Origin of the sequence: Methylocystis sp. JR02, from assembly GCF_030063565.1 — a bacterium.
Taxonomy (GTDB): Bacteria; Pseudomonadota; Alphaproteobacteria; order Rhizobiales; family Beijerinckiaceae; genus Methylocystis; species Methylocystis iwaonis.
In genome coordinates this window covers 966,740-981,295 of the sequence record NZ_JASIRC010000001.1, presented here as the reverse complement: position 1 = coordinate 981,295, position 14,556 = coordinate 966,740, and the positions used below count along the sequence as shown (strand labels likewise).

General features: G+C 64.7%; 13 protein-coding genes. 3 read left to right on the top strand and 10 right to left on the bottom strand.

Translation table 11 applies throughout. The annotated features are described in order from the left end of the window. Positions 1–48 precede the first annotated feature (48 nt). The 3 genes from QNA11_RS04605 to QNA11_RS04595 all read right to left on the bottom strand — a co-directional run bounded on the left by QNA11_RS04605 (position 49) and on the right by QNA11_RS04595 (position 3,547). Positions 49–1,473: a pyruvate dehydrogenase complex E1 component subunit beta gene (locus QNA11_RS04605; protein WP_283482126.1), complete on the bottom strand. Its 1,425-nt coding sequence runs from the start codon at positions 1,471–1,473 to the stop codon at positions 49–51. Positions 1,474–1,619: 146 nt separating this feature from the next. Next, positions 1,620–2,627 (bottom strand): pyruvate dehydrogenase (acetyl-transferring) E1 component subunit alpha, encoded by a 1,008-nt coding sequence (gene pdhA / locus QNA11_RS04600; protein WP_283482125.1) that lies wholly within the window; start codon positions 2,625–2,627, stop codon positions 1,620–1,622. 143 nt (positions 2,628–2,770) lie between these two features. Further along, positions 2,771–3,547, bottom strand: coding sequence for a DUF1499 domain-containing protein (locus tag QNA11_RS04595; RefSeq protein ID WP_283482124.1), 777 nt, complete (start codon positions 3,545–3,547; stop codon positions 2,771–2,773). 189 nt (positions 3,548–3,736) lie between these two features. Here QNA11_RS04595 and QNA11_RS04590 point away from each other — a divergent pair, with 189 nt between their 5' ends. Further along, a complete protein-coding gene (locus tag QNA11_RS04590) occupies positions 3,737–3,928 on the top strand; it encodes a hypothetical protein (protein ID WP_283482123.1) in 192 nt (63 codons plus the stop codon). A gap of 150 nt (positions 3,929–4,078) precedes the next feature. Here QNA11_RS04590 and tuf read toward each other — a convergent pair whose 3' ends face one another. Continuing rightward, positions 4,079–5,269 (bottom strand): elongation factor Tu, encoded by a 1,191-nt coding sequence (tuf, locus tag QNA11_RS04585; RefSeq protein WP_202071278.1) that lies wholly within the window; start codon positions 5,267–5,269, stop codon positions 4,079–4,081. Positions 5,270–5,792: 523 nt separating this feature from the next. On the opposite strand from tuf, the gene QNA11_RS04580 reads away from it, so the two are divergent. Both QNA11_RS04580 and QNA11_RS04575 read left to right on the top strand, forming a co-directional pair. Beyond that, a complete protein-coding gene (locus QNA11_RS04580) occupies positions 5,793–6,938 on the top strand; it encodes a DUF3611 family protein (protein ID WP_283484159.1) in 1,146 nt (381 codons plus the stop codon). Positions 6,939–7,004: 66 nt separating this feature from the next. Then, positions 7,005–7,232 carry a hypothetical protein gene (locus QNA11_RS04575; RefSeq protein ID WP_283482122.1) on the top strand — a complete coding sequence of 76 codons (228 nt, stop codon included), beginning with the start codon at positions 7,005–7,007 and terminating at the stop codon, positions 7,230–7,232. Between the two features lie 152 nt (positions 7,233–7,384). Here the strand turns inward: QNA11_RS04575 and QNA11_RS04570 are convergent, their stop codons facing one another. The 6 genes from QNA11_RS04570 to QNA11_RS04545 form a co-directional block, all read right to left on the bottom strand. Then, a complete protein-coding gene (locus tag QNA11_RS04570; RefSeq protein WP_283482121.1) occupies positions 7,385–7,645 on the bottom strand; it encodes a hypothetical protein in 261 nt (86 codons plus the stop codon). Positions 7,646–7,729: 84 nt separating this feature from the next. Next, positions 7,730–10,465, bottom strand: coding sequence for a DNA gyrase subunit A (gyrA, locus tag QNA11_RS04565; protein ID WP_283482120.1), 2,736 nt, complete (start codon positions 10,463–10,465; stop codon positions 7,730–7,732). A gap of 428 nt (positions 10,466–10,893) precedes the next feature. Next, positions 10,894–13,200, bottom strand: coding sequence for a DUF2167 domain-containing protein (locus QNA11_RS04560; protein ID WP_283482119.1), 2,307 nt, complete (start codon positions 13,198–13,200; stop codon positions 10,894–10,896). 128 nt (positions 13,201–13,328) lie between these two features. Continuing rightward, a complete protein-coding gene (locus QNA11_RS04555; protein ID WP_202071802.1) occupies positions 13,329–13,697 on the bottom strand; it encodes a HesB/IscA family protein in 369 nt (122 codons plus the stop codon). 10 nt (positions 13,698–13,707) lie between these two features. Continuing rightward, a complete protein-coding gene (locus tag QNA11_RS04550; RefSeq protein WP_202071803.1) occupies positions 13,708–14,130 on the bottom strand; it encodes a VOC family protein in 423 nt (140 codons plus the stop codon). A 31-nt stretch (positions 14,131–14,161) separates the two neighbouring features. Continuing rightward, the gene (locus tag QNA11_RS04545; protein WP_202071804.1) at positions 14,162–14,548 is read right to left on the bottom strand and encodes an SUF system Fe-S cluster assembly protein; all 387 of its coding nucleotides are present in this window, start codon (positions 14,546–14,548) and stop codon (positions 14,162–14,164) included. Between the last annotated feature and the right edge of the window lie 8 nt (positions 14,549–14,556).

Sequence of the window (14,556 nt, the reverse complement as noted above, 5' to 3'; positions counted from 1 at the left end):
AAGGCTCGCGGTCCGGGACCGAGCGCCTTCAGGCGCGCTTGATGTTTCCTACGCCCGGTAAAGAACGGCCTTCGCCGCCGCCACCACTTCCGCCACGCTCGGCAGCGCGAGCTTCTCCAAATTCCCCGCATAAGGCATGGGCACGTCCTTGCCGGTGACGCGCGCGATCGGCGCGTCGAGATAGTCGAAGGCTTCCTCTTGCAGACGCGCGGCGATTTCGGACGCCACGCCGCCTTGCGGCCAGCCTTCTTCGATCGCGACGCAGCGCCCCGTCTTCTTCACCGACTCCACGATCGTTTGCGTATCCATCGGCCGTAGCGTGCGCAGGTCGATGACCTCCGCCTCGATCCCGTCCTTGGCCAGCGCCTCGGCGGCGCCCAGCGCGTAAGTCATGCCGATGGAGAAGGAGACGAGCGTCACATCCGTTCCCGGCCGCGCAATGCACGCCTTGCCGATCGGCAGAACGAAATCCTCCAGCGCCGGCACTTCCGAGGTCTTGCCGTAGAGAATCTCATTCTCGAGAAAGATCACCGGATTGTCGTTACGGATGGCGGCCTTGAGCAGGCCCTTGGCGTCGCTGGCGTTGGAGGGCGAAATGACGATGAGCCCCGGCACCTGCGAATACCAGGCGGCGTAGTCCTGGCTATGCTGCGCGCCGACGCGCGCCGCGGCGCCATTGGGACCGCGAAAGACGATCGGGCAATGGAGCTGCCCGCCGGACATATAAAGCGTCTTCGCCGCCGAATTCACGATATGGTCGATGGCCTGCATCGAGAAATTGAAGGTCATGAACTCGACGATGGGGCGCAGGCCCGCGAAAGCGGCGCCGACGCCGATGCCCGCGAAGCCATATTCGGTGATCGGCGTATCGCGCACGCGCATGGGGCCGAATTCCTGTAGCAGGCCCTGCGTCACCTTATAGGCGCCCTGATATTCGGCAACCTCCTCGCCCATGATGAAGACGTTCGGGTCGCGCCGCATCTCTTCGGCCATGGCGTCGCGCAAGGCTTCGCGCATCGTCATGGGGATCATGGTCGTTCCCGCCGGCACTTCCGGCGCAGCGGAAACGGCCGGCGGCGCGGCGACGCTTACGGGCTTGGCTTGCGGCGCAGCAGCCTGCGCCGCGGCCTCCAGGCGCGCCTTATTGGCCTCGCCGGCTTCGTCCTGAGGCGCGGTGGGCGGCGGGGGCGCCTTGGCGGCGGGCGGCGCTTCGACCGCGGAAGCGTCCTCGCCTTCGCCGGCGATCACAGCGATCGGCGTATTGACGGCGACATTCTCCGTGCCGCCCGGCACGAGAATGCGCGCCAGCACGCCCTCGTCGACAGCCTCGACCTCCATGGTCGCTTTGTCGGTCTCGATCTCGGCGATGACGTCGCCCGCCTTGACTTCATCGCCTTCGTTTTTCAGCCATTTGGCGAGCTTGCCCTGCTCCATCGTGGGAGAGAGGGCGGGCATGAGGACGTTGATGGTCATTGCGCGAAGCCCCCTCCCCAACCCTCCCCCGCTTCGCGGGAGAGGGAGCAAATTGTCGCCTTCATCGAGGCTGCCGATCGTGAGCGTTCCCTCTCCCGCTTGCGGGGGAGGGACAGGGAGGGGGAAAACATCAAGCACATAAAACTTCAGGCTCCCGCCAGCACGTCCGTATAAAGCTCGGATGGATCCGGCTCCTTGTCGCTCGTGGCAAAATCCGCCGCATCGGCGACAATCTTGCGAACGCCCGCGTCGATCTTCTTGAGCTCGTCCTCGGCGACGCCGTCTGCCAGCAGGCGCAGGCGCACCTGCTCGATCGGATCATGCTCCTCGCGCATCTTCTGCACTTCTTCCTTGGAGCGGTATTTCGCGGGATCGGACATGGAGTGGCCGCGATAGCGATAGGTCTGGGCCTCGAGAAGATACGGCCCCTTCCCCGAACGGCACCATTCCAACGCCTCGGCGGTCGCGGCGCGCACGGCGCGAACGTCCATGCCGTCGAGCTGGTGGCCCGGGATGCCGAAGGCGGCGCCGCGCATGGCGAAGTCGGTCTGGGCGGCGGCGCGCTTGAGGGACGTGCCCATGGCGTAGCGATTGTTCTCGACGATGAACAGCGCCGGCAGCTTCCACAGCGCCGCCATGTTGAAGGCCTCATAGACCTGGCCCTGATTGGCCGCGCCTTCGCCGAAAAAGGTCAGCGACACTTTGCCGTCGCCGCGATAGGCGTTGGCGAGGGCGACGCCCGCGCCGATCGGCGCCGGCGCGCCGACGATGCCATGCCCGCCGAAGAAATTCTTCTCCTGCGAGAACATATGCATGGAGCCGCCCTTCCCCTTGGAATAGCCGCCCCTCTTGCCCGCGAGCTCCGCCATGACGCCCTTGGCGTCCATGCCGCTGGCGAGCATATGGCCGTGATCGCGATAGCTCGTGGTGAACTGATCGCCGTCGCGCGCCGCCATTTTGGCGCCGACGACCACCGCCTCCTGGCCGATATAGAGATGGCAGAAGCCGGCGATGACGCCCATGCCGTAGAGCTGGCCCGCCTTCTCCTCGAAGCGGCGAATCAGCAGCATCTCGCGAAGCGCGTGAAGCTCTTCCTCACGGGTGAAGTTGGGAACGCTGTGAACCGCGCTCGCGCCGTCGCCTTCATTGGCCATGGGCTGTTCTCGGCCTCCTACCCGTTAACTGGAGAACGAGCAGGACCATACCAGAGTCGTCGTTCAAAAACGAGTAAATCGGACCGCGCGCCTTCAGGCGCGCTTGTTGATAGGCGCGCCTGAAGGCGCGCGGTCCGATTGGACTATCGCGCGTCCAATTGCGTTTGCAGCTCTTCGGCGAATGCGACAATCCGCGCGGCGTTGGCGCCGAAATCGTGCCGGCCGTAGCGCGAGGCCGAGCGCAAATCGATGCGCGTCTGCCCCGGCAATGGCTTGAGCCTGATCGTGATGTCCTCGTCGAAGCCCATGATCGGCGTCTTGTCGAGGAAATCCGCGTGCCCTTCCCCGGTTCGCCCGCCCGGCGGGCGCTGGTCGACGACCTTCCAGCCGACGGCTTTCGCCGTTTTCAGCACCAGCGCAAAAGCCTCGTCGGCGTCGAGATCGACGACGATCGGCTCGACGTCCGGATAGGCGGGCCGCTGCGCCTCGCGCGCCTTCGCGGGCAAGCCTTTCGGCTGGAAACCCTTGCGCGCTTCATAGGCGGCGCGCGACAGCGAGAAATAGGGCGGATTGGCGGTGTCGGTGGAAATGTCGGACAGCACCGGCAGCCGCACCGCCTCGAAGGCGAGATAGGCGGGATAAGCGAGCGTGAGCAGCGCCAGCATCCCGCCGCCGACCGCCGACCCGACGCCGCGCCTTCCCGTCCGCCAGATGACAACGCTCGCGGCGCCGACCAGAAGCAGCGCCACCAAGGCCAGCGCCACAGCGGCGCCGAAGGCGGCGAGCGCCGAGGCCGGCGCGATAATGCTCAGCCGTGCAAGCAGCACCGCGAGCAGCGCCACCGTCGCCGCAAAGAGCGCGACGTCGCGACTCCATAAAGCGGCTTGCGACCACGGCTCGGGCGGGAGCGTTCGACGCATATTGGCAAATATTCTCGCATGAGTTTCGCCAGCGGGCGGGCGCCGCATTTTTCAACCAAAACATCGCCGAATGCAACGATTGCTCTTTTGTCGCGAAACGCTGGGCCTTTAGCGAGTCTTTAAATCAAAACAGCGACAGTCTCGGCGCTCGGTCCACCGTAAAAGCGTTCGCGTATAGAGGAAGTCGCCATGTCGGATACATCATCGGCCCAACCCGCCCCGTCCCAGTCCGGCGGGCATCCTCACGATCTTCTGGCGCGGCTCTACCGCGAAATCGGCATTTCGGCCGTCGCCGCGGCGCTGGAAATTTCTCAGAGCGACATCGAGGACGATGATTATCAGGCGCCGTGGGCCCCGCTGGGCGAAGACCTCGCCGCCTGATACACGGCGCCGCCGGTCCGATAAAAAAAGCCCCACGGCGCGCGCCGCGGGGCTTTCTTATTCTTGCAAACCCGGCTCTTGGACCGAGAGCCTTCAGGCTCGCTCGACCAAGACTGCGAGCCAGAAGGCTCGCGGTCCAGATCCGCTCAATTACTCGATGATCGAAGCGACGACGCCCGCGCCAACCGTGCGGCCGCCTTCGCGGATAGCGAAGCGCAGCTTCTCTTCCATGGCGACCGGAACGATCAGAGCCACTTCCATCGTGACGTTGTCGCCCGGCATCACCATCTCGACGCCCTCGGGGAGCGTCACAATGCCGGTCACGTCCGTCGTGCGGAAGTAGAACTGCGGACGATAGTTGGTGAAGAACGGCGTATGACGGCCGCCTTCTTCCTTGGTGAGGATATACGCCTCAGCCTTGAACTTCGTATGCGGCTTCACCGAACCCGGCTTGCACAGAACCTGGCCGCGCTCGACGTCCTCGCGCTTCGTGCCGCGCAGCAGGCAGCCGACGTTGTCGCCCGCCTCGCCCTGATCGAGCAGCTTGCGGAACATTTCGACGCCGGTCACCGTCGTCTTGGTCGTCGGACGGATGCCGACGATCTCGACTTCCTCGCCGACCTTCACAACGCCGCGCTCGATGCGGCCCGTCACCACCGTGCCGCGGCCCGAGATCGAGAACACGTCCTCGACCGGCATCAGGAAGGGCTGATCCTTCGGACGCTCCGGCTGCGGGATGTAGCGGTCGACTTCCTGCATCAGCTTAAGGATCGCGTCATGGCCGATCTCGGGATTCTTGTTCTCGAGAGCGCACAGAGCGGAGCCCTTGACGATCGGAATGTCGTCGCCGGGGAAGTCATACTTCGAGAGCAGCTCGCGGACTTCGAGCTCGACGAGCTCGAGCAGCTCCGGATCGTCGACCATATCGACCTTGTTGAGGAACACGACGAGCGCCGGCACGCCGACCTGACGGGCGAGCAGAATGTGCTCGCGGGTCTGCGGCATCGGGCCGTCGGCGGCGGAGCAGACGAGGATCGCGCCGTCCATCTGCGCCGCGCCGGTGATCATGTTCTTCACATAGTCGGCGTGGCCGGGGCAGTCGACGTGAGCGTAGTGGCGGTTCTGCGTCTCATATTCGACGTGCGCCGTCGAAATGGTGATGCCGCGCGCCTTCTCTTCCGGAGCCTTGTCGATCTGGTCGTAGGCCGTGAACGTCGCCCCGCCCGTCTCCGCCAGAACCTTGGTGATCGCCGCCGTCAAAGACGTCTTGCCGTGGTCGACGTGCCCGATCGTCCCGATGTTGCAGTGCGGCTTGGTGCGAGAGAATTTTTCCTTGGCCATTGTCCCGTTCCGATTGGGCGGGTCATCCGCCCGCGCGCGGCGGGCTTTTACGGGGTTACAAGGCCAAGAGCAAGGGGGCGCCGTCGGGATCAGGGCGCGCAATCCAGGTTAATAAACCCGACGCAGCCGCGTCATGCCCGCGCTTGTCGCGGGCATCCACGCCAGGACTTTGCGACGCGCGGGGAGAAGAAGCGGCGTTGCTCCCGCTCATGTTTTCAGCTTTTTCGCATTGGCGCGGCGCGGATGGCCGCGACAAGCGCGGCCATGACGCGGGAACACGCCGGCCCGTTAACCCGGATTGGAGCCCTGCCGCCGGGACGAAACGCCATCGCCGCCATCTACTTCGGCGCATGGATAATCGAGTTCGAATGAGCAGAGGGAGGCGCCGGCGCGGACCCTTTGGCGCAGGGACGCAAGGCGGCGCTTGGGCTATATTGCAGCGCGGAAGGCTGCGAACACGCGTCGCGAGCCCGCCGAATGGAGATGTCCGATGGGCTCCGATCCGAGGCGCAATTTTTTGCCAGTGTTGGTTTTTTGGGTTTTTCTCCTGATCGGCGCCGCAGCGCTCGGCGTCGGCGCGGTTCGCGAGCATGCGCAGTTAGAGGCCGCGACGCGCGCGTACCTTACAGAGTTGCACATATCGCTGGGGCTCACGGCGGCGCTTCTTCTCGTCGCTCAAATCCTGATCGGCGTCACCCTTTATCTGATGGTCGAGAGCGGCGGGCCGCGCAATGCGCGGCGCATGATCGGCTTCTGGCTGAGGCAGTCAATCTATCTTGCCTTCGTCGCGGCCGCCGTGGCCGGGGCGCTCGCGGCGATCTCTCGGGGCGAGCAGATTTTCTTTTGGGAATACCCACTGCCCTTCTGGGATACGGGCGCGCCCCAGGCGGCGGAGCATGCTCAACTCGCGCATATAATCGCCGCCTATGCCTTTGGCGCCCTCGCCGTCCTTTACGCGGCTTTCGCGCTTTTCGACCGGCTTTCGCCCGCCTCCGACAAGGCGCTCGAGCCGCCGGCGCCGGCGAGTATTGCAGCGATGATCGCAGACGGGCTCGCACAGAGCTTTCGCTTCTTCGGCGCCACGGCCTTTTGGGTGCAGCTCTTTCTCGGCGTCGTGTCGGCGCTGTTGCTGGCCTTCGCCTTTGCGGGCCATAGCGTGAGCCCCGGCGGCTCGAATTTCGGCGAAGCCATCTATTGGGCGTCGGCGGCTCTGGCGATCATGCTGCTGTCGATCCTGTTCGGCTATCGCGACATGAACGCCGCCGCCGCCATCCGCAGCCGTCCCGAACGCTATCTGGCGCATGAAAGGCGCATGGCCTTCTGGTTCGTCGGCGCGGGCGGCTTCGTCAATGTCGTAGGCGCGCTGCTTTCTTTCATCGGCGTCGGATTGAGCGTCGCGCTGCTCATCGGCAAGACGGTGTCGCAACCGCCGGGAATCGCCATCACCGATCCCAGCAAGATCATCCGCGCGCTCGACGTTTTCGTCCTGCTGGTGAATTTCAGCCTGCTCTTCGCCCATTGCATCGGCGTCGGCGTCGCGGCCTGGCTGAGCATCAGCGCGCTGAAGGCGCGGCATCAATATGTGGTGGCAAGGGAGATGGCGCGCGCCCAGGAGGAGAAGAGCGCCGCCGTGGTGGCTGCGCAGAGCGTCGCCGAACCGGCTGGTTGAACCGGCTCTCAAAGGGCGTACGGGGCGCTATATTAGCCGGCGTAACCTGGAGGTCGAGCGACAAGCATGACCAGACTTCTCGAAAAAGCGATCGACAAAGTCCGCGACCTCCCTGCCGCCGAGCAGAACGCAATGGCCATGCTCATCCTCGACGCCATTGAAGCGGGCGCCCATCCAGCGCCCTTGGACGCCGAAACGATTGCGGCGCTGGAAGAAGGCTTAGCTCAGGCGCGGCGTGGCGAGTTTGCGTCTGACGAGGAAGTCGCCGCCCTTTGGACGCGCCAACGCCTATGAAGGTGCCGTAAATTCGGCGTCGGCTTGAACGCATCTTTTGCTTAGTGAACGAAGTCCCCGCGGGCCGTAATGTCAAACTTGCACGCCAGTGGGCCAATCAAACAATAAGCCTTTTCGCTCGGCACCGAACCTCAGGCCGGAAAGATCGGCTCCTAGCTTGTTTTTTGAAGTGCGATGATCTCTGCGATTTCGGAGATCTCTTCTGTGGTGAAGAACTTGCCACTTTTTGTTTCTACTCGAAACCCATTCAACCGTTCTTCGAGTGACAACTCCATCACATATAGAACTGCGTCTCCGAATGTCGGCATCGGGATTTCGGGTTCCCCAAAGATAAGCTGGCCTCCCGAAAGTGCGGCCCTGCCACTTCCGAGAAAAACAGTCGCCTCCTCGGCCACATCAAAATCTTGCATCATCGTTACTCCGCCAGATGAGTCCGTCAGAGATTTTGAACAAAACAGGAACCTGAGCAAGGGGAAGCAGTGTGTCTATCCCGAGGATTACTCCTCCGCCCCCTCACCCCCGTCATCATCCTCACCCACATCCCCAATATGCTCCACCGACACCACACGCTCATCCGCAGCGGTGTTGAACACGATCACGCCCTGCGTGCCGCGCCCTGCGATGCGGATGCCTTCCACCGGGCAACGGATCAACTGGCCGCCATCGGTGACGAGCATGATCTCGTCGTCCTGCCCCACGGGGAATGAGGCGACGAGCTTGCCGTTCCGTGCATTCACCGCCATGGCGACGATGCCTTTGCCGCCGCGCCCGGTGATGCGGTACTCGTAGGAAGACGTGCGCTTGCCGTAGCCGTTTTCCGAGACCGTCAGAATGATCTGCTCGGCCGCCTGCATGGCGGCGAAGCGCTCGTCGGAGAGCTCGACGGCGCCCGCCGCCTCCTCCATGTCGGCGCCGGCGTCCGGCGCGACATCCTCGCCCATGCGGCGGCGCAGGGCGCTCGCCTTCTTGAGATAGGACGAGCGCTCGTCGGGCGTCGCCTCGAAGTGCTTCAGGATCGAGAGCGAGATCACGCGATCGCCCTGGGCGAGCGCCACGCCGCGCACGCCCATGGAGGTGCGGCCCTGGAAGACGCGCACTTCCGGCACGGCGAAGCGGATGCATTGGCCGTCGCGCGTGGTGAGCAGAATGTCGTCGGCTTCCGTCGCCGTGGCGACATCGACGATCGCCTCGCCCTCATCGAGCTTCATCGCGATCAGGCCGTTGCGGCGCACCTCGCAGAAGTCCGAGAGCTTGTTTCGGCGCACCGTGCCGCCGGTCGTCGCGAAGATGGCGTCGAGCGTCTCCCAGCTCGATTCATCCTCGGGCAGCGGCATGATGGTGGTGATGCGCTCGCCCGGCTCCAGCGGCAGCATATTGACGAGCGCCTTGCCGCGCGCCTGCGGGGCCGCCAGCGGCAGCCGCCAGACCTTTTCCTTATAGGCCTTGCCGCGCGAGGAGAAGAACAACACCGGCGTATGCGTATTGGCGACGAAGAGGCGGTGGACGAAATCCTCCTCCTTCATCTGCATGCCGGAGCGGCCCTTGCCGCCGCGCCTTTGCGCGCGATAGGTCGAGAGCGGCACGCGCTTGATGTAGCCGGCGTGCGAGACGGTGACGACCATATCCTCGCGGGCGATGAGGTCTTCGTCCTCAACGTCGCTGTCGGCGTCGACGATCTGCGTGCGGCGCGGGGTGGCGTAGGCCTCCTTCACCGCCAGCATCTCATCCTTGACGATGCCGAAGAGCTTTTCGCGCGAGCCGAGGATTTCGAGAAATTCCGCGATCTCGGCGGCGAGCTTGTTGAGCGCTTCCGCGATTTCCTCGCGGCCGAGCGCCGTGAGGCGCTGCAGGCGCAGATCGAGAATGGCGCGGGCCTGCGCTTCCGACAGGCGGATCGTGCCGTCATCCGCGAGCTTGTGGCGCGGGTCCGCGATGAGCGCGACGAGCGGCGCCATATCCTTCGCCGGCCAGTCGCGCGCCATCAAGGCTTCGCGCGCGGCGGCCGCGTCGGGCGAGGTGCGGATGAGGCGGATGACTTCGTCGATATTCGCCACAGCAATGGCGAGGCCGACCTGCAAATGGGCGTTGTCGCGCGCCTTGTTCAGGCGGAACTTGGTGCGGCGCGTGACGACCGTCTCGCGGAAATCCACGAAGGCGCGCAGCACGTCATGGAGCGTCAGCAGCTCCGGCCGGCCGCCGTTCAGCGCGATCATATTCACCGCGAAGCTCGACTGCAGCGCGGTGTGGCGCCAGAGCTGGTTCAGCACGACGTCGGCGACCGCCTCGCGCTTCAGCTCCACGACGATGCGCATGCCCTCGCGGTCGGACTCGTCGCGCAGATCCGAGATGCCCTCGATCTTCTTTTCCTTGACCAGCTCCGCAATGCGCTCGATCAGCGCCGCCTTGTTCACCTGATAGGGAATTTCGGTGAAGATGATCGCCTCGCGCTCCTTGCGCAGCGTCTCGATCTCCGCCTTGGCGCGCATGATGATGGAGCCGCGCCCCGTCGCATAGGCGTTGCGGATGCCGCCGCGCCCGAGGATCGTCGCGGCGGTCGGGAAGTCCGGGCCGGGCACGATCTCCATCAGCTCGGCGACCGTCATGTCCGGCCTGTCGATCAGCGCGATGCAGGCGTCGATGACCTCGCCGAGATTATGCGGCGGAATGTTCGTCGCCATGCCGACGGCGATGCCGCCGGCGCCGTTGACGAGAAGGTTCGGGAAGCGCGCCGGCAGGACCGTCGGCTCGTGCTCCTTGCCGTCGTAATTCGGCTGGAAGTCGACTGTGCCTTCGTCGATGTCCTCGAGCAGCGCGAGGGCGGGCTTGGCGAGACGCGACTCGGTGTAACGCATCGCCGCCGGCGGGTCGTTGTCGACCGAGCCGAAATTGCCCTGCCCGTCGATGAGCATGAGCCGCATCGAAAAGGGCTGCGCCATGCGCACCAGCGCGTCATAGATCGCGGCGTCGCCATGCGGGTGATATTTACCCATGACATCGCCGACGATGCGCGCCGACTTCACGTATGGCTTGTCCGGCGTATGGCCGTTCTCGTGCATCGAGAACATAATGCGACGATGCACGGGTTTCAGGCCGTCGCGAACGTCCGGCAGGGCGCGGCTCACGATCACGCTCATCGCGTAATCGAGATAGCTGCGCTTCATCTCGTCGGCGATGGAAACCGGCCTGATGTCGGACTTTTCGGAGTCGTCTTTTTTCGTGTCGTCGTCGGCCAAGGGCGCGCCAATCCCAAATTATAGGTACAGGCTACTCCTATAGGCGATTCGAGCCGCCCGCGCCAGCCGCGGCGGGCAGAAAACATCCTTCTAAACCAATATCTTATTAGATATCCCCCGCAAAATCCAGGCGGAAGACGCGTTTAGCTTGCGCAGGGAGAAGGGAATACTCTCAGAAAATTGAAACTGCGAGGCAATCAGGGCGGAAAGCCCCCAAGACCGAAAAGCCCGACCATAGGGGCAGCCGGGCCGAGAAAGCCTATTATGCGCGATCGCAAAATTGGTTGCTGTCATTCCCGACGCTCGCGCAGCGAGCGATCGGGAATCCAGAGCAGAACCAGCGCTTTTGCGGCTCTTCATTCCCGGTCGGGCTTTCAGCCCGCCGGGAATGACATGACCCTAAGCGAGCTATTCAAACGAAAAGAGTATTACTCTTCGGTAGCGAGACGCGCGCGCGCCGCCTCGATGGCCGCAGGTTCCGCGGCCCCGGGCTCCACAAGCCCAAAACCGCCGTCGTCGGCCGCAATCTGCGAAGCGGCCGGCGCGATTTCGGCGACGGCATGCTGCGGCTCGGCAATCTGCACGCCGTTCTGCCCCGGCTCGATCAGTTCGGGTTCCAGAAGGCCCTCCGCAGGCGCCTTTTCCGGCTCATGATCCACGATCAACGGCGCAACGAATTCTTCGGCGGCCACCGCAACCGCCGCGCCTCCCGACGTCCGGGGCGTCCTGACGATGCGCGCGACATTCACCGGCGGAGGCGGCGCCTCCTCGCTTGTGCGGCGCATCCGGGCGGCCAGCTTCTTGAGCGCCGATACGGGTTCTTCTTCCGGAACGCCACTTGATACGGCGTCAGCCCGCGGCGCGGCTTTCGATTTCTGAAGCTTTCTCGCCTCGAGAAGGCCTGCAAATCTGCTTTTGAGAGCGCTCAGGGTGGAATTCAGTCGCGAATCTCCAACAGGAGCCGACTCCAACGCTCTCTCGGTCTTCTTTGCAAAACGCGCATGAAGCGACGGCAAGAGACGCGCGAGAAGCGACGCGGGAGCCTGTTTTGCCGGTTCGCTCGTTTCCGGGTGAAGCGCTTCGGCGGGAGCGGACTCCGCTTCCTGTTGTTGCGCTTCTTCTTTGCCGGCCTCTTCGCGGCGGCGTTTCAGGTAAACATAGAGGCCGAGCGCGATTGCTCCGAAGAGCGCCGGATAGAGAAGGCCTGAAATGCGGTCGAGGATCGACGGGGCCGGAGCCCCCTCCTCCGCCGCCGCCAGGACGGGCTTGACCGTCTTCGCCGCGACGTCGCGCGTCAGGAGATCGGCCGCCGTATAGGGCGCGACGGGGTCGGTCGCGGCGTCGAATTCCTCATAGGTCGCGCCGTGATCGAAGACGATCGTCTCGGCCAGCGCGGCGGCTTCGTTCTTCAGGCGCTCGGCCATCTCGCCGCCATCGGCCAGGCCGACCTTGATCGCGCCATTGCGCCCGAGCGCCCAGGCCTCGCAATTGAAGAAGCCGTCCTGCCCGTTCTGACTATTCGGGGTGGAAATATTCGCGCAGGCGGACAAGCGGCCCTTGGCGTCAAGCGCCGGCGGCGTGAGCCAGCCGTCGAGCGTCACGGGCGGCTCGCCGGCCCGCGCGCGTTGGGCGTTGATCTCTGGGAGGCTCGCCTGGAAGGCCGCGAGCACCCCGTCAGCCTGCAACGACTCGGGCGCGCCGGTCTTGATGTAGCCGTCCTCCACGAGTTCTACCGGCGCCAGCCACTCCAATCCACCGCCAGTAGGCGCGATCATCCCTTGGATGCCGGCGCGCCATTCGAGCCCCGCTTCCTTGGCGAGCTTTTTGGCGGCTTCGGGCGGAAGGAAGATACGGCCTGCCGGCAGCCACAGTGTCGCCCGGTCGGCGAGGCGCACCTGCGCGGGGCCGACGACGCCCTCGGCAACGATGGCGCCGACGCGGGCTTCGAGATCGTCCTGCGGCGGCGTCTCGGCGCCCTGACCGGCGTTCTCTGCCTCCTCGGCAGGCGCGGCGGCCTCTGGAGTCTGGATCGCCACTCCGGCATCCGCGGTTTCCGGCGCGGGCGCTTGGGCGGCAAGCGGCGGCTCCTCGTGCACCGTTGGATCGAGGCTCGGGACAAGCGCGGGAGCCGCGGCGCCGCCTTGCAGGTCGATCGCCTTCTGGTCGAAGGCGGCGGGCGGCGCGCTCAAGGCGGCGATGCTCTTGCGCGGCGGGTTCAGGATCATGATCGGCGGGCCGATCGGCGCCGGCTCTACGATCGTCGGCGCTTGCGCGACCACCGGCTCGGGCGCGGCGGCTTCCTGGGCGGCCGGGGCCGGCTGCTCGCCGGCCGCCTGCGTGGGTTGCGGCGCGACAGCGTGCTCGGCCACGGACGGCGTTGCAGGCTTTGCCGCCTCTGCGACCGGAGCCTGGACAGGCTGGGCGGGCGCCGTTTGCACAGCGGCGGCCGGCGCCAGGGTCGGCTTCAGCTCCGGCTTCGCGGCGACGGCGGGGCTCGGCTGCACGGCAGGCTTCGGCGCTGGCTTGGACGCCTGCGCGGCGCCCTTGACCGGCTTCAAAGGCGCCATCTCGAAAATAATATCCTGCGTCGAATTCGGCGCCATCGGCGCCATTTCGTAAATCACGTCCTCGCCCACGCGCCGTCCGTCGCGCGCGAGCCCCTGCGATGGGATCAGGGACAGTGCGGCGAACAAGGCGACGCTCGACGCGACGACGGGTGGTTTGGAAACGGACATCGAGACGGCTCCGGGACGCATAAAACGCACTGCCGGAGCTTTGGCCGTCGATGTTGAAGAAAGCGCTATTTATCAGTCGCGCGAAAAAGCAAACGCATTGTCAGCGTTAATGAAGCGTGTAGCCGCCGTTACGCCGTTGGGGCGAGGCTGGAGGGGTCCGCCTCTTTCAACTCGACGCTCTCGCCACAGCCGCAGGCGGAGGTCTGATTGGGATTTTCGAAAACGAAAGACGACTCGAATTGCGTGGTCTTCACGTCCATCGTCGTCCCGAGCAGATAAAGCACGGCCTTCGAGTCGACGATGACGCGGCCGCCGTCGAAATCGATCACCTCATCGCCCGGCTCCGGCTCGGTCAGCGCCATTCGATAGGCGACGCCGGCGCAGCCGCTCTTCTCGAGCGAGACACGAAGCCCGACGCCTGGTTCGGATTTGGCCAATAGGCCGCGCACGCGCTCGGCGGCGGCGGGGCTAACATTCATCACGCTCGGTGCCGACATCTCTTTATCCTCAATAGTTCGCCCAGATACCGGGGCTCGCAAGCTCTACAAGGTGGTCGTCGGGATCGCGGAAATAAAGGCTGATCCCGCCGCGTGGCCATTGCATTCGCGCTTCAATCTCGACGCCATGCTCGGCGAGGCGGTTTTCCCATGCGGGAATTTCATCCGCTTCGACGGCAAAGGCCAAATGCGCCGGTCCCGATCCGTCATGCGGCGGAATGCGCCCGCCCGGCAAATCCACCGGCTCCAAGGTTGCGCCGCGCTTGAAGAGCAGCAGCACGCTTGCCGGACCGCAATCGAGCGCCCACATGCGGCTGTCTTGCGCCATGGGCGTGAGGCCGAGCGTTTCCTCATAGAAGCGCCCGGCCCGCGCGAGATCTTCGACGTAGACGGCTGTCTCCAGAACCTTTGGTTTCAACCGCGGCGTAAACATGACATCCCGCGCCCGCCTTGGCGCATTCCACTCAGAACATGTCGAGCGTGACGCGCGCCTCGTCCGACATGCGGCTCTGATCCCACGGGGGGTCGAACACGAGATTGACCTTGACGTCGCTGACGCCGGGCACTGTGTTCACCGCATTCTTGACCCATATGGGCATTTCGCCGGCGACGGGACAGCCCGGCGCCGTCAGCGTCATGTCGATTTCGACCACGCCTTCGTCGGAAATGTCGATCCGATAGACGAGTCCCAGCTCGTAAATGTCAGCCGGAATCTCAGGGTCGTAGACCGTCTTCAGCGCCTTGACGACTTCGTCCGCGAGGCTGTCGCCCGCTACCGCTTTCGTTGTGCGCTCATCCGCAGCCACAGGATCGACGCTTTCCGTTTCGCTTGTTTTAAGAGCTTCGCTCATCAGCACGA

What these genes read in the sequence shown, in the direction of transcription:
- QNA11_RS04605 (WP_283482126.1), bottom strand. Translation starts at nt 1,473, where the DNA reads ATGACCATCAACGTCCTCATGCCCGCCCTCTCTCCCACGATGGAGCAG.
- pdhA (WP_283482125.1), bottom strand. Translation starts at nt 2,627, where the DNA reads ATGGCCAATGAAGGCGACGGCGCGAGCGCGGTTCACAGCGTTCCCAAC.
- QNA11_RS04595 (WP_283482124.1), bottom strand. Translation starts at nt 3,547, where the DNA reads ATGCGTCGAACGCTCCCGCCCGAGCCGTGGTCGCAAGCCGCTTTATGG.
- QNA11_RS04590 (WP_283482123.1), top strand. Translation starts at nt 3,737, where the DNA reads ATGTCGGATACATCATCGGCCCAACCCGCCCCGTCCCAGTCCGGCGGG.
- tuf (WP_202071278.1), bottom strand. Translation starts at nt 5,269, where the DNA reads ATGGCCAAGGAAAAATTCTCTCGCACCAAGCCGCACTGCAACATCGGG.
- QNA11_RS04575 (WP_283482122.1), top strand. Translation starts at nt 7,005, where the DNA reads ATGACCAGACTTCTCGAAAAAGCGATCGACAAAGTCCGCGACCTCCCT.
- QNA11_RS04570 (WP_283482121.1), bottom strand. Translation starts at nt 7,645, where the DNA reads ATGATGCAAGATTTTGATGTGGCCGAGGAGGCGACTGTTTTTCTCGGA.
- QNA11_RS04560 (WP_283482119.1), bottom strand. Translation starts at nt 13,200, where the DNA reads ATGTCCGTTTCCAAACCACCCGTCGTCGCGTCGAGCGTCGCCTTGTTC.
- QNA11_RS04555 (WP_202071802.1), bottom strand. Translation starts at nt 13,697, where the DNA reads ATGTCGGCACCGAGCGTGATGAATGTTAGCCCCGCCGCCGCCGAGCGC.
- QNA11_RS04550 (WP_202071803.1), bottom strand. Translation starts at nt 14,130, where the DNA reads ATGTTTACGCCGCGGTTGAAACCAAAGGTTCTGGAGACAGCCGTCTAC.
- QNA11_RS04545 (WP_202071804.1), bottom strand. Translation starts at nt 14,548, where the DNA reads ATGAGCGAAGCTCTTAAAACAAGCGAAACGGAAAGCGTCGATCCTGTG.